Annotated in this window: 23 protein-coding genes and 2 pseudogenes; 4 read left to right on the top strand and 21 right to left on the bottom strand. The window is 36.4% G+C overall.

Annotated elements, in window-relative coordinates:
• Together J0N78_RS02200 and J0N78_RS02195 are read right to left on the bottom strand one after the other, a co-directional pair.
• The gene (locus J0N78_RS02200; RefSeq protein WP_209121352.1) at positions 1-975 is read right to left on the bottom strand and encodes a quinone oxidoreductase family protein; all 975 of its coding nucleotides are present in this window, start codon (positions 973-975) and stop codon (positions 1-3) included.
• 84 nt (positions 976-1,059) lie between these two features.
• Positions 1,060-1,206 (bottom strand): short-chain dehydrogenase, encoded by a 147-nt coding sequence (locus J0N78_RS02195; RefSeq protein ID WP_209121351.1) that lies wholly within the window; start codon positions 1,204-1,206, stop codon positions 1,060-1,062.
• Between the two features lie 1,654 nt (positions 1,207-2,860).
• Between J0N78_RS02195 and J0N78_RS02190 the strand changes: the two genes are divergently transcribed.
• Complete coding sequence (locus J0N78_RS02190) at positions 2,861-3,046, top strand: hypothetical protein (RefSeq protein WP_209121350.1); 186 nt, start codon at positions 2,861-2,863, stop codon at positions 3,044-3,046.
• A 291-nt stretch (positions 3,047-3,337) separates the two neighbouring features.
• Here the strand turns inward: J0N78_RS02190 and J0N78_RS02185 are convergent, their stop codons facing one another.
• The 4 genes from J0N78_RS02185 to J0N78_RS02170 all read right to left on the bottom strand — a co-directional run bounded on the left by J0N78_RS02185 (position 3,338) and on the right by J0N78_RS02170 (position 8,332).
• Positions 3,338-4,534, bottom strand: a complete 1,197-nt coding sequence (locus J0N78_RS02185; protein WP_209121349.1) for an iron-containing alcohol dehydrogenase — start codon at positions 4,532-4,534, stop codon at positions 3,338-3,340.
• A gap of 108 nt (positions 4,535-4,642) precedes the next feature.
• Positions 4,643-5,737: an enoyl-CoA hydratase/isomerase family protein gene (locus tag J0N78_RS02180; protein WP_209121348.1), complete on the bottom strand. Its 1,095-nt coding sequence runs from the start codon at positions 5,735-5,737 to the stop codon at positions 4,643-4,645.
• An 89-nt stretch (positions 5,738-5,826) separates the two neighbouring features.
• Complete coding sequence (locus J0N78_RS02175) at positions 5,827-7,284, bottom strand: CoA-acylating methylmalonate-semialdehyde dehydrogenase (protein ID WP_209121347.1); 1,458 nt, start codon at positions 7,282-7,284, stop codon at positions 5,827-5,829.
• 400 nt (positions 7,285-7,684) lie between these two features.
• Entirely contained in the window at positions 7,685-8,332 is a 648-nt protein-coding gene (locus J0N78_RS02170; protein WP_209121346.1) for a nitroreductase family protein, read from the bottom strand.
• 450 nt (positions 8,333-8,782) lie between these two features.
• On the opposite strand from J0N78_RS02170, the gene J0N78_RS02165 reads away from it, so the two are divergent.
• On the top strand, positions 8,783-9,982 hold the full coding sequence (locus J0N78_RS02165) for an iron-containing alcohol dehydrogenase (protein WP_247747058.1): 1,200 nt from the start codon (positions 8,783-8,785) through the stop codon (positions 9,980-9,982).
• 373 nt (positions 9,983-10,355) lie between these two features.
• Here J0N78_RS02165 and J0N78_RS02160 read toward each other — a convergent pair whose 3' ends face one another.
• From J0N78_RS02160 to J0N78_RS02145, 4 genes and pseudogenes are all read right to left on the bottom strand, one after another.
• Positions 10,356-11,333 carry a ring-cleaving dioxygenase gene (locus J0N78_RS02160; protein ID WP_209121344.1) on the bottom strand — a complete coding sequence of 326 codons (978 nt, stop codon included), beginning with the start codon at positions 11,331-11,333 and terminating at the stop codon, positions 10,356-10,358.
• 384 nt (positions 11,334-11,717) lie between these two features.
• Positions 11,718-11,816 carry a hypothetical protein gene (locus tag J0N78_RS02155; RefSeq protein WP_209121343.1) on the bottom strand — a complete coding sequence of 33 codons (99 nt, stop codon included), beginning with the start codon at positions 11,814-11,816 and terminating at the stop codon, positions 11,718-11,720.
• Positions 11,817-11,852: 36 nt separating this feature from the next.
• On the bottom strand, positions 11,853-12,080 hold the full coding sequence (locus J0N78_RS02150) for a hypothetical protein (RefSeq protein ID WP_209121342.1): 228 nt from the start codon (positions 12,078-12,080) through the stop codon (positions 11,853-11,855).
• A 185-nt stretch (positions 12,081-12,265) separates the two neighbouring features.
• A pseudogene (locus J0N78_RS02145) lies at positions 12,266-13,341 on the bottom strand (aminotransferase-like domain-containing protein); the annotation flags it as partial.
• A 212-nt stretch (positions 13,342-13,553) separates the two neighbouring features.
• Here J0N78_RS02145 and J0N78_RS02140 point away from each other — a divergent pair.
• Positions 13,554-14,474: a DMT family transporter gene (locus J0N78_RS02140; RefSeq protein WP_209121341.1), complete on the top strand. Its 921-nt coding sequence runs from the start codon at positions 13,554-13,556 to the stop codon at positions 14,472-14,474.
• A gap of 167 nt (positions 14,475-14,641) precedes the next feature.
• Here the strand turns inward: J0N78_RS02140 and cysI are convergent, their stop codons facing one another.
• The 5 genes from cysI to J0N78_RS02115 all read right to left on the bottom strand — a co-directional run bounded on the left by cysI (position 14,642) and on the right by J0N78_RS02115 (position 20,409).
• Entirely contained in the window at positions 14,642-16,360 is a 1,719-nt protein-coding gene (gene cysI, locus J0N78_RS02135; RefSeq protein WP_209121340.1) for an assimilatory sulfite reductase (NADPH) hemoprotein subunit, read from the bottom strand.
• Positions 16,361-16,385: 25 nt separating this feature from the next.
• Positions 16,386-18,215 carry an assimilatory sulfite reductase (NADPH) flavoprotein subunit gene (locus tag J0N78_RS02130; protein WP_209121339.1) on the bottom strand — a complete coding sequence of 610 codons (1,830 nt, stop codon included), beginning with the start codon at positions 18,213-18,215 and terminating at the stop codon, positions 16,386-16,388.
• Positions 18,216-18,531: 316 nt separating this feature from the next.
• A complete protein-coding gene (locus tag J0N78_RS02125) occupies positions 18,532-18,825 on the bottom strand; it encodes a Dabb family protein (protein WP_209121338.1) in 294 nt (97 codons plus the stop codon).
• Positions 18,826-19,014: 189 nt separating this feature from the next.
• Entirely contained in the window at positions 19,015-19,905 is an 891-nt protein-coding gene (locus tag J0N78_RS02120; protein ID WP_209121337.1) for a metal-dependent hydrolase, read from the bottom strand.
• A 303-nt stretch (positions 19,906-20,208) separates the two neighbouring features.
• The gene (locus J0N78_RS02115) at positions 20,209-20,409 is read right to left on the bottom strand and encodes a cold-shock protein (protein ID WP_209121336.1); all 201 of its coding nucleotides are present in this window, start codon (positions 20,407-20,409) and stop codon (positions 20,209-20,211) included.
• A gap of 303 nt (positions 20,410-20,712) precedes the next feature.
• Here J0N78_RS02115 and J0N78_RS02110 point away from each other — a divergent pair, with 303 nt between their 5' ends.
• The gene (locus tag J0N78_RS02110) at positions 20,713-21,873 is read left to right on the top strand and encodes a hypothetical protein (RefSeq protein ID WP_209121335.1); all 1,161 of its coding nucleotides are present in this window, start codon (positions 20,713-20,715) and stop codon (positions 21,871-21,873) included.
• Between the two features lie 88 nt (positions 21,874-21,961).
• Here the strand turns inward: J0N78_RS02110 and J0N78_RS02105 are convergent, their stop codons facing one another.
• From J0N78_RS02105 to J0N78_RS02085, 6 genes and pseudogenes are all read right to left on the bottom strand, one after another.
• Positions 21,962-22,294, bottom strand: a complete 333-nt coding sequence (locus J0N78_RS02105; RefSeq protein WP_209121334.1) for a ribonuclease M5 — start codon at positions 22,292-22,294, stop codon at positions 21,962-21,964.
• Between the two features lie 167 nt (positions 22,295-22,461).
• Complete coding sequence (locus J0N78_RS02100; RefSeq protein WP_209121333.1) at positions 22,462-23,250, bottom strand: SRPBCC domain-containing protein; 789 nt, start codon at positions 23,248-23,250, stop codon at positions 22,462-22,464.
• A gap of 182 nt (positions 23,251-23,432) precedes the next feature.
• Positions 23,433-23,532 (bottom strand): annotated as a pseudogene (locus J0N78_RS26335) (acyl-CoA dehydrogenase family protein); the annotation flags it as partial.
• A gap of 61 nt (positions 23,533-23,593) precedes the next feature.
• Entirely contained in the window at positions 23,594-24,217 is a 624-nt protein-coding gene (locus J0N78_RS02095; protein ID WP_209121332.1) for a TetR/AcrR family transcriptional regulator, read from the bottom strand.
• 82 nt (positions 24,218-24,299) lie between these two features.
• Positions 24,300-24,479, bottom strand: coding sequence for a hypothetical protein (locus J0N78_RS02090; protein ID WP_209121331.1), 180 nt, complete (start codon positions 24,477-24,479; stop codon positions 24,300-24,302).
• A gap of 190 nt (positions 24,480-24,669) precedes the next feature.
• Complete coding sequence (locus J0N78_RS02085; protein WP_209121330.1) at positions 24,670-25,191, bottom strand: AMP-binding enzyme; 522 nt, start codon at positions 25,189-25,191, stop codon at positions 24,670-24,672.
• Positions 25,192-25,218 lie beyond the last annotated feature (27 nt).

The following is a 25,218-nucleotide window of genomic DNA, read 5'->3' as shown; positions in this document are numbered from 1 at the left end:
TTACGGGTTTAAAACGAGCTTTCCAATTGTTTTACGTCCTTCTATTAATTGATGGGCCTTTTCAGCATCTTCTAGCTGCATCGTTTTGCCAATGATTAACTTTAATTTCCGTTGACCTATATAACTCAGTAATTCTTTTACACTTTCTTTATATAGTTTAGTCTCTTTTAAAATATGAACTAACCAAAATCCGACTACACTGACATTTCGTTGCATTAATATAGCTGGATCAAATTCTGTTACCTGACCTCCCGCCCGTCCATAGATTACTAGGCGACCATTTATCGAGAGACACTTCAAGCTGTTCTTAAATATATCACCACCTACCATTTCAAGGACAATATCTACACCCTTACCGTCAGTATTGGAAAGTACCTGTTTATGCCAATCTTCTTCTGTGTAATTTATCACAGTGTCAGCACCTAAAGAAGAGGCTAGTTCCAGTTTTTCAAAGTTGCTTGCTGTAGCGATAACTTTCCCAGCTCCCATGATTTTAGCTAGTTGCACAGCTAATGTACCTACCCCACCAGCAGCTGCGTGGACTAGAACAGATTCACCTTGTTTCATTTGTCCAGATGTTTTTAAAATATGGTAAGCAGAAACTCCTTGCCCTAATATGGCAGCAGCTTCGTTAAAATCTACTTGATCCGGTATGGGGACGAGCTGTGATTCATGAATAGAAATGTATTCGGCATAGCCACCGTGATTTGTTAATGCAACAACACGATCTCCAACCATAAAATCAGTTACATCAGGAGAAGCTTCTGTTATTACACCAGAAACCTCCGCTCCAGGGATGTAGGGAAGTGGAGTCTTTTCTAAATATTGTCCATAACGTCTTGCTGTATCTGCAAAATTTACACCAGCTGCCTTGATTTGGACAAGAACATGCCCTTTTTTTATTGAGGGAATTGGAATATCTACTACTTTTAAAACTTCTGGTTTCCCGTACTTATGAAATTGAATAGCCTTCATCATAACATCCCCTTTTTTCTTATAAACTTTATATTAAAATGCTATATATCTGCTTGGATACCGTTGGCTTCTCCTGATGTTCTTTTAATTAGTTCTACTGTTTTTTAAAGCGTTTTCAATATTAATATCTAACACGACAACCTTGGCTCCTTCATTTGCAAAGAGCAACGAGGTTGCACGACCTATCCCTCCTCCATCTGTTACAACTGCAACTTTTCCTTTAAGTCTCATAAGCTTTCACCTCTAAAAATGTTTTTTGACTTTTACCTATTAATAAAAGAAAATCCGTTTTATACGTTCTGTACTGACCGGTTAGTATGTAACTATTATATAAGTAATTACCAGACTATTCAATAACTTTTAACTCTATATCACAATATTTTTATGAGTTGGAATAATAACGTTCTACATGCTAGTAATATCTCATTTTAATTATAGTATTTTAAAGTCGGAGTTATAAAAACTTTTTTAAAATAACAAAAGTTGATTTGGATCCTATAATAAAAACTAATTTGCAAAAAACAAATAGAGAATATGTAAAGTAAAATTAATTACGATATGTGCGCTATCCTATTTTACAACCACTCTTACTCCTTTTTATCACGTGAAAATAAACAATTAATAAACTCTGTACTAACATATAAATGGGGATAGACCAATACATTTTATATCCTTTATCGAAATGAAAAATTCCTATTTTTAATGTGAACCATTCCATCAGTAAGGAAAAACTGGTCCAGATTAAAACATACAAAATATTCATAAAACCTTTAATTCTTAGCTTAACGTAGAAATAAATAAAAAAGTAACTATAAGGGCCGTACATAAGATAACTTAAAAAGTCCATTACTTGATATTCTGAACTGTCATTCACATCATAAAAATCCCATGGTTGAATACTAATGGTATGATCAAAAAACAAACCAATATAAATACCATAAATAAAAAAAGCGGTCCCCTCCAACAGTGAAAAAATCTTTGGTGTTATCCAAACTAGGATACTTAACGATATAATACTTATAATGATAAACCACTCATTCCAATTAAATGCATTATCATAAACGATTGTCATTCTTCTTACTCTCCCCGTGTTGTAAGAATAATACGATTTTAGCGACCGCTAAACTAATGATGAGGTACAAAATATCTATAATTACTGAATTAAAAAAATTCCATTGAACAAATTTTATTATTTCAAAGTAAATAGCAAGATAGTTTATTCCGTACAAAATAGAAAATATCCCTATAAAAAGAAACGTTTTGCCCTTCCAAGAGAAAGTTTGCAGATAGGTATTTACAAATATAAGAGTTAGAATAGGTATTATAATTTCACGTTGAATAAGAAAATACACAAATAATATGTGGTTTTCTGTCGTTTTTATCAGGTTCAATTCCATATTCATGATAGTCAGGTAATTTCTTATTATTAATACCATAACCATAAATACAATAGAATTTTGTAAAAACGATAGTTTCTTCTTTTGAACAAAAAATATGTGTAAAATAATAATGGTTATTGTAATAGAAATAGATAAAGCCATTTGAATTAGCACCCTATTTTTAAAATTTGACTTTTTATAGCAAGAAAGATAGGTTTTATATACTTCACCATACTTATATCATCCCCGATACACCAATATTTATAGAACTTCTTGTTGCTTAAAAGCATATTTTTTCATCCTTATATACTTGTTCAATCAATAAAGAGCGTTTTATTGTCCTATCTCGTTCGGTTAAGTGGGAGAAAAATTGAAATAACCGGTTAATTCTCCGTAAATTTTGATTAAATGTAACAATCACAGTAACGGCATAGCTGTCCTTTTACCTATTTTTGTAACCCTTTACATTTTTGGACATATCATTATTGTGAAGGGGGGGAATTTGAATGGATCGACTTATTTTATTAATGTTAGCAAGCGTTTTAGCAGGCTTCGCTTTAGTTCGTATGCCTGTAGAAGGAACTTTTTTAGCGGGGTTTGAACCTGTTTCGACTACTGTTGGTGTATTAGCTATTTTAGTATTTTCTTTATTCCTTATCTATAAAGGATTAATGGCTTTGCTTGGAAAATAGTATTAAGAATTATGGGCTCAGATATATAACTGAGCCTATTTTTTTTAAAGCTGTTTTCGTAAACTTTGTTGCTATTGGACTGTTTTTTGAACATAAATCAGCCCTAATGGACAAATTCATTTGTCCATCTGGCTGATTTATATTCAAAGGCTTCACGCCAAAGCGTGAAGAACCAAGCTTTCGCTTGGTTAACGGTCCAATAGCTAAATGCAACAATCTCAACCTTTTAACATTATTAATAACATTCGGTTGCCCTCAATAATTAGTAATCTACCCCTTATTGTATTTAATTTAAGGAGTATTTAGTTCCTCCTGCACATTATAGTCATAGCAACGGTAATATAATTCTACAATTTCATGCGCTTCAGGTACTTTAGGGTTATTCGCTGGACTTCCACTAGCGATCGCGTCATCCGCCATTTTATGAACAACTTTTTCCAAAGCAGGTTGCTCAATCCCCCACTGCTTCATATTCGGGATGTTTAAGTCCACACAAAGTTTCTTTACTTCTTTTACGACTGTTTCTGCAATAACTTCTTTTGGACTTCCTTTTAAATCAGGATTAATAACTAATCCAATTTCAGCAAGCTGATCAATACATTCCTCTTTAGTAAATTCGATTACGGCCGGTAATAACATTGCATTCGATACCCCGTGTGGAACATGAAATAATGCCCCAATCGGTCTTGACATACCATGAACTAAGCAGACTGAAGCATTCGAAAAGGCCGCTCCTGCCTGTAACGAGGCTAACGCCATATTTTCTCTTGCTGAAAGGTTATCGCCATTTTCATAGACTTCATGTATATTTTCAAAGATTAATTTAATCGCTGATAAAGCCATGTTATCTGTAAACGGGTGTGATTTTTTTGAAATAAATGCCTCGACTGCATGGCATAGTGCATCTACGCCTGTCGCAGCAGTCACTGATTTAGGTGAAGAAAGCGTAAGTAATGGGTCGACAATCGCAACTTCGGGTAAAAAGGCAGACTGTTTGATCATCATTTTCACATCGTTTTTCGTATTCGTAATAACCGTTACATCAGTAGCTTCTGATCCAGTTCCAGCTGTTGTCGGGATTGCGATGAGTGGTAACGGCTTTTCTGTTGCAACCCTGTTATTGCCCATGTACTCACTAATATCACCTTCATTCGTTGCAAGTACTGCGACAGCTTTAGCTGTATCAATACAACTTCCTCCTCCTAAGGCAATAACGATGTCGCAGTTTTTTTCTTTTAATCGAGCTAATCCTGCTTCAACAAAAGTATCTGTAGGTTCCGTGTTAACCTCGAGATACGTCGTATACGAGATATTTTCTTCTTCTAAAAAGTCAATGCATTGATTTACATAACCGAGGTCTTTCATAATTTGGTCACTGATTATTAAAGCATGAGTTCCTCTTGACTTTGCCTCTTTTCCAACGGTCTTTAGAGATTCTCGTCCATAAAAGATTGCTCTTGGCATGTAAACACTCGAAAAAGCGTTCATTAATGTACCAACTCCCTTACTCATACTAGCGAAACTCGTTTCTTTACCTTACATTCGACCATAGAAAAACATGATCATATGACACGATCGAAAACGGTAAGAGCTTTATTATGCTTTTGCATCAAACTTTTTTAATAACTCTTCATCTTCTGCCCATGTAAAGAACGCTAACACTGTCTCCTCTGACACGTCGTTAATTTTCGATGGTTGCCAATTTGGCGATCGATCTTTATCAACGAGTACAGCACGGACACCTTCATAAAAGTCATGAAGACTCATAAAGTTCATACCCAACACAAATTCCATTTTGAAGCAATCAACGAGCGATTGTTTTTCACCTTGCATTAACTGTCTCAGCGTTACCTTTAATGAGGTTGGTGACTTCGACAAAAGAATATTTAGTGTATCTTTTGCCCATTCATCTCCGTTGTTTGCTTCAATTTGCAATGAAGACACAATTTCTTCCATTGTGTTAAAAGAGAAATGTTGATTAATCTTTTCTTGAGAAGTCGCCAAATTCGAAGTTGATACATTAAGTGGTTGACTATATTTTTTTAATAAGACCAACAATTGTTCATCGACACTCGTTTCTGACCAGTTCGTATTCAAAAGATCCATTTTCAATTGAAGTAAATCTTCACTATTCATATAATAATCAGCGGTTCCAGCATATAATACATCTGAAGCTTTAATAATCCCTGCTGTAAGGGCTAAATAACGACCTGTATATCCAGGCATTTGATTTAAAAAATAACTCGCACCCACGTCTGGAAAAAAACCAATATTCATCTCAGGCATCGCCCATTTTGTTTTCTCTGTTACAATACGATGAGACGCACCGACAGATAATCCGACCCCACCACCCATAACAATCCCATCCATATTGACGAGAACAGGTTTTGGATAACGGTGAATCAGCAAATCCATCGCGTATTCAGTTGAAAAAAAATTGCGAGCCATATCTAAAACATTAGAATCTCTAAGATCATATAAGGTGCGCATGTCTCCACCCGCACATAACCCTTTCGTTCCTTCTCCGCTAATACAAACTAAATAGACCGTTGGATCATCTTTCCACTCCTGTAGCTGACGGTTCAGAATTTCAACCATTTCTGCGTTTAGTGAATTAATGACCTTTGGTCGATTTAAACGAATCCAACCTACTTTATTTTCTACTTCAAATAAAACACTAGCTTCATTCATAAATATAATCTCCTCTATCATCTTTTTGATAGAAGAAGGGAGGTTATTTACAGCGTATAGCCTTCACTTTCCCTTCTTCTACCTGTTGTTTAGTATCGAGCTGTTAGCATTTTCTTACGGGTATAAAACGCAACTCCATCTTTTCCATTCGCGTGGAGGTCGCCATAGAACGAATTTTTATAACCTGAAAACGGGAAAAATGCCATTGGCGCAGGGACCCCTAAGTTAACGCCGAGCATCCCAGCATCGATGTCTTCACGGAAGGTGCGGATCGCTTTCGAACTATCGGTATATAAACAAGCACCATTTGCAAATTCAGATTGATTTGCGATTTCAATTGCTTCATCTAGATCTTTTACCCGAACGACAGATAGAACTGGTGCAAAAATTTCATCTTGCCAAATTTTCATATCTGGGTTGACGTGATCGAAAATCGTTGGGCCTACGAAGTACCCATCCTCACTAACTTTATCTTGTCGACCATCTCGAATTAACGCTGCTCCTTCTTTTTCACCGTGCTCAATATATTGGATCGTTCGATTACGATGTGAATCACGGATGACAGGACCAAGCGTTACCTCTTGGTCATTGCCATTGCCGATTTTAATATCATCGGCTGCCTGCTTCAAACGAACAATCAGTTCGTCGGCAACATCTCCAACCGCAACAACTACCGCACAAGCCATACAACGTTCTCCAGCAGAACCAAATGCTGCACCAATAATATTAGTAACCGCAAGATCTAAATCCGCATCAGGCATAACGATTGAATGATTTTTCGCTCCAGCTAATGCTTGCACACGCTTTCCATTGGCAGCGGCTGTTTTATAAACATATTCGGCTACAGGCTGTGAACCGACAAATGAAACCGCTTTAATATCCTTGTGATTTAAAATCCCATTGACGACATCATGAGCACCATGTACTACATTTAGTACCCCATTAGGTAGTCCTGCTTCTTTAAATAATTCAGCTAAGCGGTTTGCTAATAGAGGAGTTCGTTCGGAAGGCTTTAGTATGAACGTATTTCCACATGCAACAGCTAACGGGAACATCCAACAAGGAACCATCATCGGAAAATTGAAAGGAGTGATCCCACCGACAACCCCAACTGGATAACGGTACATTCCCGATTCGATTCCACTTGCAATGTCAGGAAGTTGTTCGCCCATCATTAACGTCGGAACGCCTGCAGCAAATTCAACACACTCAATCCCGCGCTGCACCTCTCCGTAAGCATCATCATAGCTTTTACCATTTTCTGCTGTTATGAGCTGAGCAAGTTCTTCCCAATGTTCAATGAGAAGCTGTTGATAGCGAAATAAGATACGTGCTCTTTTAGGAACAGGAACGTTTTTCCACTCTTTGAAAGCTTTTTTCGCAATTTTAGCCGCTTGATCTAAATCTTCATATGTAGAGATCGGAACGTTCGCTATCACTTCCCCTGTTGCTGGATTAAAAACTTCTTCCACTTGATTGGTTTTTGCTTCGACCCACTCACCATTTATAAAGTTTTTAAGTATTTTTACTTCGGTATGATTGACCATAAACAAACTCCTTTCACTTTTAAAGGGTTTCTCTTCAAATTGAATTTCACAGTATCCAATACGTATTAAAATCAGCCTGATTCTACTTAGGCCAAAGTTGTTTTCTTCGTAGCATATTGTGACTTAGCTGCTACAATTATTAAATGATATTGATGAAAAATATTTCTAAATTAACTACCCTTTAATTAATTTCTATTCATAAAAGGTAATCCCTCTTTCTTTCTTTAAAATTTTATACTGACTGGTATAAAATTTTCTGAATTAAAAATTGATAGGTCATCTGTAAAAAAACAAAAAGAGCTGCCGAAGCAGCTCTTACGCCCATTTAGATGAATATTAGATTTTTAATTACAAAATCTTTTTCCATTTCAAATGTATTGCTGAGCCACAATAACTAGCTTTATTCAACAATCGTAACGATGTCATCTACAGGTTTTCGAGCCATTTTTTTCGGCTGCTCAGTTGGATGCCCTAATGAAATGACCATGTTAATTTCTTTGTGAGTTTCTATGTTTAAATACTCACGAAGCTTATCTTGTGCTAGTAAAACAGGTCCTGTCATAGGGCATGTACCTAATCCTTTTGCGTGTGCCGCTAACATTAGGTTTTGCGCAGCTAAGCAACTACTTTTAATCCCTTCTTCTGCCCATACATCCTCTTCTACAAATCCAATTGGATCAAAGATTTTTTCTTTGAATTTAGATTCGTAAGGAGTTGCTAAACAAATGATTAAGACGGGTGCACCTGAGAATGCCGTCGCATAAGGCCCGAAAGAACGAACGAGAAGTTTTGCTGGCTTATCTAATCCCTTTTCCGTCGCTTCCTCGGCCTTTATATGAAGTGCCTCCCACGTCATCTCTTCGATTTTTTTAATTTTATCTTTATTTGTAATGACGACAAACTCCCATGTTTGTGAGTTCGTATCAGAAGGAGCATATCTGGCACAGTCCATAATATCTATAATATCTTGTATATCTACTGATTTATCTTGAAATTTTCGAACACTTCTTCTTTCTTGTATTAATTGTTTTGCTTGTAAAAAATCCATGAAAACACCCTTTTCATTATTGTTATGTAAAATATAAATTTTATTTCATATTTCATTTTAACAAAAGTGAAACAAAATGCCATCTCAAAAAATAAGCAACTCAAAATGTACCTATTTGTAATTAATTGTATCTAAAGAGAATTAACTGAAGGTTTCTCCTTCATACGGAACAGCATTTTTGTTGCTCGAGAATATTGGGAGGGTGCTTCTCTATTCATAACCGTTTTGACCTGTTCCTGAAATCAAGTAGTTTTTAATAGAGTACTATAAAAAGGATATTACATCTTTTAGGAGAAATTCTTATTTGTGCATTCGTTGGTTTGCTCACATTTTTGGTCTTTTGATGATTTTTTAGTAATAATAATCTAGTAAATGTATGATTAATTCACTAATTTAATTTACTAAGGTGCTAATCATTTTCTTGCTTTCCGTAGACAAGGAGGTAATATGTTGAACGAGCTTTATTGCAGAGTATATCAACGATTCTTAAAATGGGTTGCTCATTTTCTACCTTGGCGTATGCCTAAGTTATTAGAAGGAGAAAATGTATTGAGTCATCTCCCCTATCTAATCAAAAGTAAAGAGATTAATAGTGTTTTAATTGTTACAGATAAAGGAATTACTTCCCTTGGACTGTTGGATACTTTAGTTGAAGGATTAGAGTCTGTAGGTGTGAGCTTTGTTTTGTATGACGATACTGTTCCGAACCCAACCATTGATAATATTGAGGAAGCATTAAAAAAATATCAAGAAAATCAATGTGAAGGAATAATTGCATTTGGTGGAGGGTCGCCAATGGATTGCGCAAAAGCTGTCGGGGCACGTGTTGCTAGACCTGATAAGAGCCTGGACCAGATGAAGGGTGTTTTAAAAGTTAGAAAAGAAATTCCGCCGCTTTTTGCGGTCCCGACGACTTCTGGAACAGGAAGTGAAGTGACACTTGCTGCCGTTATCTCAAACAGCAAGACGCATGAAAAATATGCGATTAATGATACTGTTCTTATTCCAGATGTTGCGGTTCTTGATCCATTACTGACAAAAAAGCTACCAGCTCCTATTACGGCAACGACTGGTATGGACGCATTGACTCATGCAATTGAAGCGTATATCGGTAAAAGTAATACAAAAGAGACTAGACAGTACAGTATAGTTGCCATCCAATTGATTTTCGAAAACCTATATGAAGCATTTGTTAATGGATCAAACATTCAGGCGCGTATGAATATGCAAAAGGCTTCCTATTTAGCAGGACTTGCTTTCACCCGCGCCTATGTTGGTAATGTACATGCTATTGCACATACTCTCGGTGGCTTCTATGGAACTCCTCATGGATTAGCCAATGCGATTATCTTACCATATGTCCTCAAGTATTACGGTAAATCGGTACACATACCACTATCTGAACTAGCTGACTTAGTAAAGATCGGTAATCCATCGGATACGACTGAAGAAAAAGCAAACAAGTTTATAGCAGCTATAATAAAACTGAATGAAGACATGAACATCCCTAAAAAAATAAATGGAATTGTAGACAATGATTTACCTGTAATGATAGAACGTGCATTGAAAGAAGCGAACCCACTATATCCTGTACCGAAAATATTTTCTCAAAACGACATGTTTCAGCTTTACCAAATGATTAAGGAGTAGCTTTCGGTTTCAATTTAACCTGGGAGATTATCAAGGTAGCTTTTATGAAATAAGAATAAAATATGATCAATTAGTGATTTACTTTCAACATCAGTTATATTTTTGATGACTCTCGTTCCGTTATATGTATAAAAAAGAGAACTTTTTAGTAGGTCATGGACTGTAGAGCCTTATTGTATACACGACATTGTTTAACTAAATTTAAAACACTAGGAAAAGAATCATTTCCTAGTGTTTATTGTCGTATCGAAAGTAATACTTCACTAATTGGGAGAAATTCATTTCGTTAGACATATTCTTTTAAATAATCTCTACTAGTAGTGAACCATTTAGTTCATTCAAAATTCGAATATATTTCGATGGGCAGTGCTTTTCACTCTTTTACAAATTCTTTATTACTTCGAATAGTGTCAATCGGGCGAACATATTGTTCAATTTGTTCTCGTTTTGGTTCTAAGAATGGTGGTAGCGAAAGTTTTTCACCTAATGTTTCGTACGGCTCGTCTCCCATAAATCCTGGACCGTCCGTCGCAAACTCAAATAAAATTTGTGGAGCCACTCTTGAATATAAGGAACCAAAGAAAAAGCGATCCACAAATCCAGATGTTTGAAACCCATAACCTTGTAAGCGTTGATCCCACTCTTCTAACACAGAGCGGTCTTCTACTCGAAATGCCGCATGGTGAACAGTACCAAAGCCTTGGCGTGCTTGTGGAAGTACAGTATTATGCTCTACAATTACTTGTGCTCCGTTTCCTCCTTCACTAACTTCAAATAAATGGAATGACCCTTCTTGATCAATTTCTTCAAACAATAACACTTTCTCAAGCATTTCTTTGAAAAAATCAAAATTGGCAACTCGAACAAAAAGTGGGCCCAGACCTGTAATAGCATACTCTAATGGAATTGGTCCTTTTTGCCAAGGTGTTCCTGGAGCAACTCCCTCGTTACCTTCATCTGAAATCAATTGATACTGCTGGTCATCAAAATCAACAAATGACAATGTCTTTTTACCAAACTGTTCTTTAATACCAAAATGCTTCACTTCTAATCGGTTAAACCGATTGACCCAATATTCTATAGCTGCATCGGTTGGTACGCGAAATGATGTTTTTGAAATTTCATTTGTACCGTGTACGCCTTTTGGAATTCCAGGAAAATCAAAAAATGTCATATCTGTCCCTGGACTTCCTTTGTCATCGGCAAAGAATAAATGATACGTTTGTATATCATCTTGGTTCACCGTTTTTTTAACGAGTCGCATTCCTAATACATACGTGAAGAACTCGTAATTCTTTTCTACACTACTCGTTATTGCTGTTACGTGATGTAATCCTTTTAATTCGTTCATTTTATCCTCCAGTAAAACCATAGAATGGTTGAGATATTTTTAATTCCAATACTAGTTTGCAGATACTTCATCTCGTTGCAACCACATCCCTATCACACGTAGTTGCTATTTAAAAAAGGTACCCTTAATTATCTTTGTTTAAAGTATCTTTAATTCGAGATAAATATATCATGTTTGTAAAAAGACTGTCAATAGGTCAAAACTTAAAAAGCAGGAAGCTTCCTAGATAGCAGTAGTTCTAGTTCAACCGGAGGTACAGGTGAAGGCAGTGGAGGGTCTGGAGCCTTTTAAACCGTACGATTTCGTAAAACCAAAAATCTCCTATAAAAGTAATTATGTCATATAGTGAAAGGCTTAAGGTCTTATTAAACCTTAAGCCTTTCATTAGTTAATAGAAATTCCTTTAGGATGCGCCCCAACTTCTATACGATTTATTTCGTCTAAAGTTTCTAAATCAACAACAGAAACGGTATCTTCAAACATTTATCCATATTTGATAAAACGTACTAAGACAAGAAGCTAGATTCTTTTTTTAATATCTTCTCTTATTGAATCAATAATATTGTCTGGTAAGTTCGCAGGTAAAGATGTTTCTTCTTCAAATACCCAAGAATTGATTAGCTCAAGGTCTGCTTTATTAAACGTAATGCTGTAGTCTTTATTATTGTGTGTGATATATACTGTCACCGCTTCTTCCATTTCAAATCCTTCATCGATAATCATGTTATTTACTTTAATTGGCTCCACAATATATTCTCCTTTATCTCATTCTTGATTCTGTTTATAGATTTAGCTTTATATTGTAGTTTATACAATTTTTACAAGCATCTTTTTCTTATTTAAGAAGATGTATTAAAACGGTAAATAATATTAACTAATTGAAAAATAAAAGTAATATCATAGTGCAGTTACTTTTTGCCTTATATAAACCGTCACATTGATTGAATGATTTTACCTAGTCGATAAATGCCTTCTTTAATCTCATCGATAGGGGCAAACGCATAGGACAAGCGAAGATATTGATACGCTTCTTTAGCATAAATATTTCCTGGATTAAGAAGAACTCCTTCAGCCAAAGCTCTTTCAAATAGATGTTTGTTCTGCATCTGTTTAGAAACTTTTACCCATATAAAGAAACCACCTTTTGGCTCACACCATGAAGCAAGTCTTTTTAGGTAATCTGTAAGAGCTTGCATCGCAACTTCTCTACGGATTTTAAGCTGTTCCCTTACATTGTTTAAATGTTCTTCATATAAACCACTGGAAAACCACTCTAAAGCGACCCTCTGAGATAATGAGCTCGAACCATAATCGGTTTGCATTTTTAAATCAGAAAGTCTTTCAATCACTGATTCGGGCCCTACCATCCAACCAATTCGCAACCCTGGACTTAATGTTTTTGATAAGCTCCCGAGGTACAACACACTCCCGTATTTGTCCAGTGTTTTTAGTGGTGCAGGTGGTGGCATATCGATCCACAAATCTCCATATACGTTATCTTCAATGATCGGGATCTGTTCTTTTTCACAAATTCGCATGAGCTCTATGCGTCTTTTTTCACGCATTAATATACCTGTCGGATTGTGAAATGTTGGGATAGTATACAAGACGGCACTTTCTTTCTGATGTTTAAGTTTAAAAATTTCATTTGGGATGAGACCAGCATCATCCATAGGTAGTCCACTCAGCTTCATCTCAGCTGATTGAAACATGGACAGTGAAAATAAGTAAGAAGGTCTTTCTAGAAAAATAGTCGATCCCTTTCTTAATAGTCCAATTGAAATAAGCTGTAAGGCTTGCAATGCACCAGACACAATTAAAATGGAAGAAGGCGAAGTATAGATTCCTTTTGTTTCTAAATAGCGACAAATGGCTATTCGTAATCGCTCATTTCCCCTAGGTTCTTCATAACTAAGTGGTGTTATTTGTGCGGCCACGTTTCCATCAATTGTTGCATCTCGCGTAACGGAAACAGATCATGTGATAATTCACTTTTTCCAAGCTGGATGTATTGATTTTTGGCTTCAAATTCATTAATATCTTTTACTAGTTGAAGACATTGTATCAATCTCTAAATATAATAGGAAGTGTTCGTTGGTAAATAAGCAAATTGGTTGGTTTTTATTTATTTAACGACCAGACTATATTTTTTACATTATTTTCAAGTTAATCTTTTTGATTTCCTATTCGTTACTGTACTGTTTTAAGGAGTGATTTTAAATGAACATGAAGGCTTTTTTACTGGCATTATTTACAATTCTAATATGGGGTTCAACTTTTGCTGCTATCCGTGCGAGCTTGCAAGGTGGGTATGAACCAGGACATTTGATTTTAGTCCGCTATTTAATCGCATCAGCGTTCTTTTTTATACTGTTAGCTCTGTGGCCTGGAGTGAAATTCAGTTTACCTAAAAAAGCAGATCTTATTAAAATTGTAGTTCTTGGCTGGATAGGAATTAGTATTTACCATATCGGTGTAACATTTGGGATGGAAACCATAACCGCAGGCACAGCAGGAATGTTGATTGGTGCAGCACCTATTTTTACAGCACTCATTGCTCTTTTCATTTTAAAAGAACGCATAAGTATAATGGGGTGGGTTGGACTGATGGTTGGTTTTACGGGGATTATATGTATTGCATTAGGGTCTGCTGGTCCAGCTCTAACATTATCTAAGGGAGCCGTTTTCGTATTAATTTCAGCAATCGCCGTGTCCGTGTTTTTTGTCCTTCAAAAACAACTGTTATCTCGTTACCATCCAATTGAATTAACAGCTTATTTTACATGTGCAGGCACACTTCCATTTTTATTTTTTTCACCAGGATTATTAACATCCCTTCAAAACGCTTCCGTTGAAGCGCATTTGTCAGCTTTGTATGTGGGGATTTTTCCTGCCGCGATCGCTTATGTCACTTGGGCTGTTGCACTCTCTATTGGTAAAGCTAGTTCTGTTGCGAGTATGATGTATCTTGAACCAGCCATTGCTATACTTGTCGCTTGGATTTGGCTACAAGAGTGGCCGCCAACCCTTGCATTAATTGGTGGAATTATTGCTTTTTCTGGCGTTCTTATTGTCAATAGTTTTGGAAAGAGACGGGAAGAAATACCTGAAATAACCACAGGATCGACTAAAGTTCAGTGACATCCTTTGTATGATTTAAAACTGTACACTTGTCCAACCATTCATCTCTTATTTGTCAGTTCATACAGCTCTATACACTAAAAAACCAAGTAGGAATCCTATTATCAGTCTCCTACTCGGTTAATTTTTACAATTAAATTTTGTTAATTCATACGTAAGCCTTATCGTTATTCATGAAAATTCGTACCATCAGTTGTTTCATTGATAACACCTGCACGGATGACAAAGTCTCCGAAGTGCTCACCTTCTTTGCGCTCTTTTGCATAACGTGGTAGTAAAACTCTTAATTCGTTCAATATTTCTTCTTCCCCGATGTTTTCGCGGTACATTTTACTAAGTCGACTACCGTCAAAGGCTGCACCAAGGTACATATTGTATTTACCAGGTGCTTTGCCGATAAAGCCGATTTCACCAAGTGCATGGCGAGCGCAACCATTTGGACAGCCTGTCATTCGGATCGTAATTTCTTTGTCGCGAATACCATTCTCACCGACAATTGTATCAATTTTATCAATTAGTTCGGGTAAATAACGTTCTGCCTCGGCCATCGCTAAACCACATGTCGGCAAAGCAACACATGCCAAAGAACTTCGGCGAATTGCACTATATTGTTTACCATCGGTTAGACCAAATTGCTCAATCAGTTCGTTCACTTTTTTCTTTTTTTGACTCGTAACATTAGCAATGACAAGATTTTGGTTCGCCGTTAAACGGAAATCTCCGGTATGAATTTTTGCAATTTCACGTAATCCGCTCATTAGTTTGTAATCGTCGTAATCCGTGATACGGCCACCCTCAACGAAAAGTGTAAAATGCCATCTTCCTTTCACGCCTTTAACCCATCCGTATCGGTCACCATTGTGGTCAAAATGAAACGGCTTTGCTTCCTTTAGGTTCCAGCCGAGTCGATTTTCTAGTTCAGCCTTCACGCTATCGAGTCCAAGGCGATCAACGGTGTATTTAAAGCGAGCATTTTTCCGTTCCGAACGATTTCCGTAGTCGCGCTGTATTGTAATAATTTTTTCAGCAACATCATAGATTTGTTCTGGTGTGCAGAAGCCAATCACTTTAGCTAATTGTGGATATGTTTCTTTATCGCCATGGCTCATACCCATACCACCGCCAATGGCTACGTTAAACCCTATTAGTTTTCCGTTTTCTACAATCGCAATATACCCTAGGTCTTGTGAAAATACATCAATATCATTCGACGGTGGAACAGCAATACCAATTTTAAATTTCCTTGGTAAATATAAGGGGCCATACATCGGTTCGACTTCTTCTACTTCTGGAGTGCCGACCACTTTTTCTTCATCGAGCCACAGTTCATGGTAAGCTCTCGTTCTGGGTAATAAGTCATCGCTTAATTGTTTCGACCATTTGAAGACTTCAGTATGAACCTCGGATTGATCCGGATTCGGATTACACATTACGTTCCGGTTAACATCCCCACAAGCAGCAATCGTATCAAGGAGTGATGCATGAATTTCTTGTATTGTTTGTTTCATATTCCATTTTAGAATGCCGTGCATTTGAAAAGCTTGACGTGTTGTAAGCTTTAATGTGCCGTTGCCGTATTTCTGAGCTAAATCATCCATGACCAGCCATTGATCTGGAGTAGCTACCCCGCCTGGAGTACGGACACGAAGCATAAATTGATAGGCAGGCTCTAGTTTTTGTTTCTGGCGCTCATTACGAAGATCTCGATCATCTTGTAAATAGCTACCATGAAACTTCATCAAACGATTATCATCGTCTGAAATCCCCGCACTTATTCGATCAAGCATCGTTTCTTTCAACGTTCCGCGTAAAAAATCACTCTCTCTTTTTATACGTTCGACATCACTTGGCGGTCCGTCGGGTGCTCTTAACGTTTTATTCACCATGTAAATATCTCCTTTCCTTCCACAATCAATATACATCACGTTGATATCGTTTTTGTTGTTGCATCTCCGCTACGTACGCTTCTGCTTGTTCTCGGCTCATGTTGCCTTCTTTTTCAACAATTTCTATGAGCGTCTCGTGGACGTCATGGGCCATATGTTTTTCGTCTCCACACACATAGAAGACTGCTCCCTCTTGCAGCCAAGCGTACAACTCTTCACTGTTTTCAAGCATGCGGTGTTGTACGTATACTTTTTCATCGGTATCACGCGAAAAAGCTACATCCATTTTTGTGAGTACGCCATCTTTTAACCACTTTTGCCATTCCGTTTGATATAAGAAATCTGTCACGAAATGTTGATCTCCGAAGAACATCCATGATTTTCCTTCGGCTCCGACTTCCTCACGCTCCTGCATAAATGAACGAAATGGGGCCACTCCTGTACCTGGACCAACCATAATGACCGGAGTTTCATGGCTTTCTGGGAGCTTGAAGTTTTGATTATGCTGAATAAAAATCGGCAATGTATCTCCTGGCTCGAGGCGTTCTGCACATAAAATCGAACATACTCCTTTTCGTTCACGCCCGTGCGTTTGATAGCGAACAGCACCGATCGTTAAATGGACCTCTTCCGGATTCGCTGCTAAACTACTTGCAATCGAATAAAGTCTAGGAGGCATTTTTCTTAAAATTGAAACGAAATCTTGCGCTGTTTCCCCCCATGTGCCGTAGTCACGGACTAAATCGAGGAGATCACGACCACTTATATACTTTTTTAGATTGTCTGTATTTTGTACAAGTTCTTGTAGCTTGTCGTTTGTTGACAGTTTCGCGATTTGCTCAAGAAGTGGTTTTGTTAAATTCGTTATTTCATAATGGGATCGAAGGGCTTCCTGGAGTGTTAGAGTATCTCCTTGCTTACTTACGGTTAGCCTTTCATTTGGATCCCATTTCGTTTCCTTTAAGAGCTCGTCAACAAGTTCAGGGTCATTTTCTGGAAATATCCCGATACTGTCACCTGGTTCATAGGTGAGGCCAGAGCCCTCGAGCGATAATTCGAGATGACGTGTTTCTTTATTTGAGCCACGACCATTCAAATTTAAGTTTTCAAGCACTTCCGCTTTAAACGGATTCGTTCGAGAATACACCGATGGAGTAGCTGGAGAGACATCTTCGGTAGAAGCAGGTGCTGCTGTATTTCCATTTCCCTGACTTAAACCAGCAATAACCCCTTCTAGCCATTCTGCAGCTGGCTCATCGAAATCAAGGTCGCAATCTACGCGATCGTAAAGTCTTGTACCACCTAGTTCTGCTAATCGCTGATCAAAATCTTTCCCTGTTTGACAGAAAAATTCATAGGAACTATCTCCTAGTGCCAACACAGAAAATCGAAGTGTATCAAGCTTCGGTGCCCGTCTTCCGTGTAAAAACTCGTGGAACGACAAAGCATTATCTGGTGGTTCTCCCTCACCATGCGTACTTACGACAATGAGCAAATTATCGACCTTTTTTAATTGATTTGGTTTAAAGTCACTCATTGATGAAAGAGTAACGTTAAATCCACGTTCTTCTAATGCTTTCCCTGATTTAACAGCTAGTGACTGAGAGTTCCCTGTTTGTGAACCATAAAGTATTGTTACGTCTTTTAAAATTGGCGTTTCAGTAGTAGGGGGTGCCACATTAGTTGATGGAATTGGCACTGGTGCTTCAGTTGGAACTTGTGCTGAAACCGACTGGGTCGCAGCCAAATAACCACACAGCCATATTTTTTGAGAAACAGTTAAAGTTGGCAGAAGACGATTAAGGAGCTCTACCTGCTCCTGATTAAACGGACTGTTCATGACTTGAAGTTGCAACAAAATCCACCTCACAAAATAATTCTTTCTTAACAAAAATCTTAATTTTATCGTACTATATTATTCCTATAAGTCAAATTGGATTTTATTATTTTAATGATTTGAAATCCTTATGATTGATTTTACAATTAAGAGAGATTTCGTTTTATGTTCTTTATTTTAAACCCTTCTCAGACTTTCATTATTTTAAATTACCCACTGCACTCTAAATTTAAGCATTAGAAACTATGATGTATAAAATGAATTCGGTACTTGTTTTTACGTTACTATCCCTTCAGCAAAAAGAACCCGATATGGGCTCTTTTTACTTAAATCTTTAGATTTTAAAATCTACTCCAATGCTATCTATTTTACCTACTTCTTTAATATATCTAGCAAGAGCTTGGTGATCAGGGTCCGCTACATATGCATCTAAGGCTTCTTGGTCTTCAAAGCGAACGGTTAATACGATTTGGAATTCTTTATTTCTTTCTAAAATGTTTCGGCCGGCTTGTAATTCAACAATGCCCTTCAAATGATTTTTTAGTGCCTTAAAACGAGTTACAACTTCCTGTAATTGTTCCTCTGTTGTAGCTTCAGAAAACTTGACAAGTACTGTACGTTGAATCATTTCATATCCCCATTTCTAGCTAATATGTATACATGCTCTTCTTATCTAACAACCGGTTAAAACGCAAAGAAAATGACATATTTTAAAAATCTGTTCTTTACGGATTCACTCATTTTACTTCGTTATTTTAGACATCATCTCTTCTAAAAATATAGCAACTCCGTCTAATTGGTGCTGCATTCCCCATCGCTACCGCTGTTCCAGAGACTTCAAATCCTCCTTATCAATATACTCATATAAAAAGGGGATACCCATCCGAAAAAATCTCGGATCATAGATACCTAACCTTTCATCATCATCTACTATAACAACAAAAGGAGACCATTGATAAAGAGTTTTAGCTCTAGGATTTTCACGGAACAACAAAGCTAAATTTGCCTCATCTTGAGATATCAACTGATCGACCATTTCTAGACCGCCCCACATATTACCTTGTAATATTTCAACATCTGATCCATTTTTTCCAGCAACTTTAAAATGACTTGGAATAAACCTAGCCGTTAAAGCTTGTTGCTCGTATTGATCCGCTGTTGACTGATAAATTATATAACCTTGTATCGATTGGACGATGACATGGGCGACAATTATAGTCCAAACAATTTTATACACTTTATGGGGTATTGCCTTCTTGATCTTGGCGTACAAAAAGCCAGCTAACATAATTAGCCAAATGACAATATCTACAATAGCTATTGTTCCAAATCCTACCCTAACAGACGAGAACGGTTCAAAATATCCAGTCCCCCATGCGTTTAAAATATCGCTTGTATTATGTATAAAAACAGCTAATGCAGCTATATAAAAAATTTTACGATCTTTTGATTTCCATATGAGAAAACATACAAGCCAAATAAGTAACGCCCATACAGGAACTAAAAATATCGAGTGCGTTATTCCTCTATGCCACATTTGATACATGCCCTCTGTATCCCAAAGTTGCGATATGACGTCGATATCAGGAATTAAGCTCCCCGCAACAGCAGCTACAAATACAGATCTTTTTAATTCCTTTGGCATGTGTTCTTTGTTTGTAGCCCCATATAAGGTTAAACCAAATAACGTATGAGTTACCGAATCCATTATTTTCTCCTTATTCTTCCAGTTTTCTACGTTCTCACTCTTTCATTATAAGGGGATTTTCATTATTTTCAAATTTTAATAGGTATTTAAAAGATGTTGTGTTATGCTTTATCTAACCATTTAACACTTGTACTACTGTTTGGTCCTTGAGGCTGACTAAAATGCAAAATCCTTCAATCTGAAGATATAGACTTTCATTTATTAATGAGCTCTATATTTTTGAATTCAAATGGGGGGGGCATTTATTAGTCAGTCTTTTTTATAATCAAAAAAAGGACCCTAGTTTTTAGGGTCCTTTGATCATTATGCTTTGTTTACGTTTGTAGCTTGAAGTCCACGTTGACCTTGTTCAGTGTCAAAAGTAACTTTTTGGCCTTCTTCTAAAGATTTAAATCCTTCGCCTTGGATTGCTGAGAAATGTACGAATACGTCTTCTCCACCTTCAATTTCGATGAAACCGAATCCTTTTTCTGCGTTAAACCATTTTACTGTACCTTGTTGCATGTTTATTTCCTCCTATGTGGATATTAACCACAATTTAATACTATAGTTGCTCAATAATCAAAGGCGAGAAGTTTTAACTTATTCTTTCCTTACAGACCGAACAAAAATAATTCTTACTTAGAATAACAGAAAAAATTTGAAAAAGCAAATAGTATTTAAATTTTATGAAATAACGGAGTAAAGTAAATGATAGTATTCCTTATCGTTCTACTTTAAAATAAAATAAAAAGTTTTGTCACAAATAACGGAACCACAGTCCATCCACCCTTGTAAATAACCTTACTGTCGTATTTGGAGGAAACCATGAAATCAAAAGCTATTCTATCTTTGTTTTTATTTTTAATTTCAAACTGGGTCTTTTTTACTTACACTACATATAGCCAAGAAAACTCGTCCATTCCTTCTATTTTTAGGCTTGAACATGGTTGGGAGTATCAATGGGTTGATTCCATTGAAGAAGATCATGAAATTCCACAAAATGGTTGGTACAAAACTGAAAACGTAAAAGAATTAGATGAACCTCGAAACGAAAGTGAAATCTTATATTTACGTAACTCCATCCCGGATGGTGATTGGATAGATCCTGCTATTTTTATTTCTTTTATGTATGGAACATTCGAAGTCTTTCAAGGTGATGAGCTCATCTATCAGTACGGTGAAATACCTGAAGCTAACACCGTCACTTATAAAGGATACAACCGCCGTCACTTCATTCTTCTCGACCAAGAATCTGCTTCTGAGGAAATTACAATTCGGTCATATTCTAACGGAAATATGATTGGTGTTGCAGGTGCAGTTTCTGTCGGCTCACATTCCGCTTATTTAACAAAAATGTTTCAAGATGATTTTGATAAGATCCTAATTGGGGCGATCCAGTTTTTTATTGCTTTAGTTGCTTTCATTTTCTTTATGATTAAACGATTTCAACTAATATATTTTGCCTTTGCCTTTGCAGCCTTTTGTGCTGCTCTTTACTCATTTAGTATTACTGGTTCTAAACAGCTTATCATGGATATTCCTTATTTGTGGATTTATGTATTCCAGATTGCTGTTTTTTTTAGATCCGCATTTGATCTCGTAATTGTTTATAAATTATTTGGTCCTGGTTATAAAAAGTTTGTCCGTCGTTTATGGCAAATCCATTTAACGTTAGCTACTTTTGCGTTCCTATTATCGATCATAAACCCGGATTATTTTACGTTGACTAAAGGCATTTTTGAAAAGCTCTCCGCATTTGAAGTTCTTATTATACTCGGCATTGTCATTTGGAACTTAATGAAAAGTACCGAAGCAAAACTTTATGCAGTCGGCTTCCTAGCGATGGCGGGCTTTATGGTCCGTGATCTGCTCGTCTTTACCGGTGTAATTCATTTAACAGAATTTTATCTTCTGGGCCATAGTGGACAATTTATTCTTATAGTCATGGTCGGAATTATTTTAATTCGTAGAGAAAATATCATTTAAAAAATGGCTGAACTTCAGAGGATAATACTGAAGTTCAGCCACAACATTCGTCCCAACAAAAAAGAAGAAAGGTAAATCATACATTCAACTAAATTAATTGATTTTTCACATTAAAGTATTTCCCCAATTCCACTTCTAAATAAGAATAAGGAGTTGTCTCTACTTGACCATATTCCTTTTGTGTGTACAAATGGGTAGCATTTGGTAATTCATGCATTAATTGCTTTCGTAATTTTTCACCAGGCTCATCAGAATCAACGAGAATATAAACATCTAGATCTTCAATCGGTAATATTAACGTCTCAAGTTTTTCATCACTTAATGTACCGTACGTACAAATCACATCGACAGGTTCATCAAGAACCTTCTGTACACGTTTCCGGTCGTTCTTTCCCTCTACGATTATCACTTTGTTTTCCATGTGACTCATCCTTTAACAAATTTAGTTTAGATGAAAAACGAAGTTAGCTATTGTTACGCTCAAGACTGCTCTTAATCTTTTTTATATCTTTCTTGTTTACTCTTTTTATCATCGTAGACATAAAAGGTGCTACTACCTCCACACTTCTAATTCATGACTGAACAATACTATTTATTCTCTTCTATATATTTTTTTAACTTCGTCTCAAGAAGGTGTTTCCAACCTTCAATATGGGATTCCTCCCAGTGATCTTCAATGATACCAGATGCAGAATGTGAAAGCTGCAAGACTGTTTTATCCCCTTTCTCTAGCAGGCGATACGTATATGAGCTATTCACCGCCCCCTGCATACCTAGATGACCGATTAGACGGATTTCCTCTGGAGCATTCGCATAGTAAACGTTTCCCCACACGGCTCCTTCACGTTCACCCCATTTTTCAATAAATTGTCCTCCTGGTACAGGGTCTAACGTAAATCTGGATGATACTCCTTTTGGTGCTAAACGAAATTCCCACCAATCCTCTACATTTTCTGTCAACGCTTCAAATACTCGCTCACGCGGCGCGTTGATTAATACTTCTTGTTCAATGCGGAATACTCGTGCTTGATCTATCGCTTTCATGTCTTTGTGTCCTCCTTTTTGTTCAGTCACCGATTTCAAATTTAACAATGAAGTCGCTGCTGTTTTCATGTATTTCCCCACCCAGCGATTGTACATTTCCTGTAGTGGTATAGCGTTAAGATAATTAAGTCTGTACTTTCCTTCTCTACGTATGACGACTAAATTTCCTTCCTGCAAAGTATTTAAATGTTTCATGATCGCATATCTAGAAACATCAGGAAAGAATTCTTTTAACTCACCTGTAGTTTTTGGCGATTGTTTTAAAATGTCGAGTATACCTCTTCGAATAGGGTGTCCCAACGCTTTAAACAGTGTGGAAAGCTCGTCTTCCATAACATGATCCTTTCTTGATAGTATTACGATATTTATTTACATGTTACCTTTAGGTCACATATATTGTGTGACCTAAAGGTAACATGTGTTTTTAATTAAGTCAATATGTAATTTATTTCTTAAAACGTAATATAATATTCAGAGATTCCTCTCATATAGGTTTTAGTTATTGATATTTTTAATTTTTCATCACGTTCATGCGCCGTTGGTCCAACTTCATTTTCAAAAATCACGAACCATTTTTTTAATCATTTGTTGTTCATCGGATAATTGAAAATTCATTTACTATCTCTCTCTAAGTTTTTTATTTAAATTAGTAATCTATCTATTAGGTTGCATGCCTTTACTCATCTTCAAGAAAATACTGTTCATATTTTGGATTCTGTTTTGTTTTCTTCGTCAGTAATGCATTGAATAGAAAATCTATATATACATCAGCTATTTGATCTATCGAAATACTGCGATTTCTTTCATACCATTGATACGTCCAGTTAATCATCCCGAAAATTGCCATTCCATTTAAGAGAAGAGGCGTACTTTTACGAATTTCGCTAGTCTGAATTCCTGCTTCTAAGATTGAAAAAATATAACTCTCATATTCATCTCTCTTTTGCTTAATTTTCTCAAAGTATTCCGGTGCGAGATAATGACCTTCACGATACATAACACTCACTTCTAAATTGTAGACATCAAACGCCATGATGAAGGTTCGGATCATCGCGGCTAGTTTATCAACTGGACTTTCTTTTCCAACTGTTGCGGCTCTTCCCGTTTCCATAACGTATGTAAGGATCGAGTCATTCAATTTATAAAGAAGTTCGTCTTTAGAATGAAAGTGATGGTAGAAGCCACCATTAGATATTCCCGCTTCCTTTGCAATCATACGGACTGTAACTTCATGGAAGCCTCTTTCTTTAAAAAGTGCTAAAGCTGCATTGGTTATTTTCTTTTTTGTATTCTCTGACACTTCCTTTTCCTCCATTCAGTCAACCCTATTTCTTAAGTTAAATTAATCTGTAATCTACGATAAACGACCGAATGACAATTAGTCATTTTTCAAGTTCGCTTTTCCATTTTTCTAGCTTCATTACGAGTTCATGAAAGTAGTCATTGAACGGATAGGAAGCTGCGATTTGTCCTAATTCTTCTTCATTTAAATTTTTTAATTCTTTCTCCAATTTATTAAGTTCCGTTATTGAGCCATTTAGTAATTGAATAATTTTATCCATACTTCATTCACCTCAGTTAATTAATGCAGACACTCCATTTCCGACCGATGGATCGGTCAGTATAAATCAATAGTATGAATATTCTTTCAAATTGTCAACACAAATGCTAAATTTACTTAAAATTAACCTACTAGTAACAAAAAACAACGGAGTTATCGAATGTCGGATAAATCCGTTGTTTTCAAATAAACTATTTTACTTGAGTTTGCTGCCCAATATTTCTTAAATTTTTCCGTAAAATTTTACCCGTTGTGTTTTTCGGTAATTCAGATAGAAACTCAATAAACTTTGGTCTTTTGTATTTCACTAATTTATCATCAAAATAGCGTTTTAATTCGTCTTCTGTTAATGTTTCATTTTTAGAAACGACAAATGCTTTAACGGCTTCTCCGTAACTTTCGTCTGGAACTCCAATTACGGCTGCTTCTACAATATCTGGGTGATCATATAGTACTTCTTCTATTTCCCTTGGATATACATTATATCCGCCGACATTGATCATATCTTTCTTTCTGTCCACAATGTAAAAATACCCCTCTTCATCCATTGTGGCCATATCCCCTTTTCCAACACCTTGTTTTGATAAACTATGAGCAAATTTGTTGACCATACGATGTAATTCTTTGTAGGTTGTACTTTCATTTAAAAATATATAAGCCTCTTTTTCTGGAAAATGATTGAATGCGTTTGAAAGATTTGTATAAAGATTCATAGAATCTCTCCTTTTTATCTGTAATTA

Source organism: Alkalihalobacillus sp. BA299, assembly GCF_017745675.1.
Lineage (GTDB): Bacteria > Bacillota > Bacilli > Bacillales > Bacillaceae_F > Alkalihalobacterium.
The sequence above is the reverse complement of the archived record's forward strand: the minus strand, read 5'-3'. Positions and strand labels throughout refer to the sequence as shown.

Excerpts from the sequence above, each read along its gene's own strand:
- J0N78_RS02200 (WP_209121352.1), bottom strand. The coding sequence starts at position 975 with ATGAAGGCTATTCAATTTCATAAGTACGGGAAACCAGAAGTTTTAAAA.
- J0N78_RS02195 (WP_209121351.1), bottom strand. The coding sequence starts at position 1,206 with ATGAGACTTAAAGGAAAAGTTGCAGTTGTAACAGATGGAGGAGGGATA.
- J0N78_RS02190 (WP_209121350.1), top strand. The coding sequence starts at position 2,861 with ATGGATCGACTTATTTTATTAATGTTAGCAAGCGTTTTAGCAGGCTTC.
- J0N78_RS02185 (WP_209121349.1), bottom strand. The coding sequence starts at position 4,534 with ATGAACGCTTTTTCGAGTGTTTACATGCCAAGAGCAATCTTTTATGGA.
- J0N78_RS02180 (WP_209121348.1), bottom strand. The coding sequence starts at position 5,737 with ATGAATGAAGCTAGTGTTTTATTTGAAGTAGAAAATAAAGTAGGTTGG.
- J0N78_RS02175 (WP_209121347.1), bottom strand. The coding sequence starts at position 7,284 with ATGGTCAATCATACCGAAGTAAAAATACTTAAAAACTTTATAAATGGT.
- J0N78_RS02170 (WP_209121346.1), bottom strand. The coding sequence starts at position 8,332 with ATGGATTTTTTACAAGCAAAACAATTAATACAAGAAAGAAGAAGTGTT.
- J0N78_RS02160 (WP_209121344.1), bottom strand. The coding sequence starts at position 11,333 with ATGAACGAATTAAAAGGATTACATCACGTAACAGCAATAACGAGTAGT.
- J0N78_RS02155 (WP_209121343.1), bottom strand. The coding sequence starts at position 11,816 with ATGTTTGAAGATACCGTTTCTGTTGTTGATTTAGAAACTTTAGACGAA.
- J0N78_RS02140 (WP_209121341.1), top strand. The coding sequence starts at position 13,554 with ATGAACATGAAGGCTTTTTTACTGGCATTATTTACAATTCTAATATGG.
- cysI (WP_209121340.1), bottom strand. The coding sequence starts at position 16,360 with ATGGTGAATAAAACGTTAAGAGCACCCGACGGACCGCCAAGTGATGTC.
- J0N78_RS02125 (WP_209121338.1), bottom strand. The coding sequence starts at position 18,825 with ATGATTCAACGTACAGTACTTGTCAAGTTTTCTGAAGCTACAACAGAG.
- J0N78_RS02120 (WP_209121337.1), bottom strand. The coding sequence starts at position 19,905 with ATGGATTCGGTAACTCATACGTTATTTGGTTTAACCTTATATGGGGCT.
- J0N78_RS02115 (WP_209121336.1), bottom strand. The coding sequence starts at position 20,409 with ATGCAACAAGGTACAGTAAAATGGTTTAACGCAGAAAAAGGATTCGGT.
- J0N78_RS02110 (WP_209121335.1), top strand. The coding sequence starts at position 20,713 with ATGAAATCAAAAGCTATTCTATCTTTGTTTTTATTTTTAATTTCAAAC.
- J0N78_RS02105 (WP_209121334.1), bottom strand. The coding sequence starts at position 22,294 with ATGGAAAACAAAGTGATAATCGTAGAGGGAAAGAACGACCGGAAACGT.
- J0N78_RS02100 (WP_209121333.1), bottom strand. The coding sequence starts at position 23,250 with ATGGAAGACGAGCTTTCCACACTGTTTAAAGCGTTGGGACACCCTATT.
- J0N78_RS02090 (WP_209121331.1), bottom strand. The coding sequence starts at position 24,479 with ATGGATAAAATTATTCAATTACTAAATGGCTCAATAACGGAACTTAAT.
- J0N78_RS02085 (WP_209121330.1), bottom strand. The coding sequence starts at position 25,191 with ATGAATCTTTATACAAATCTTTCAAACGCATTCAATCATTTTCCAGAA.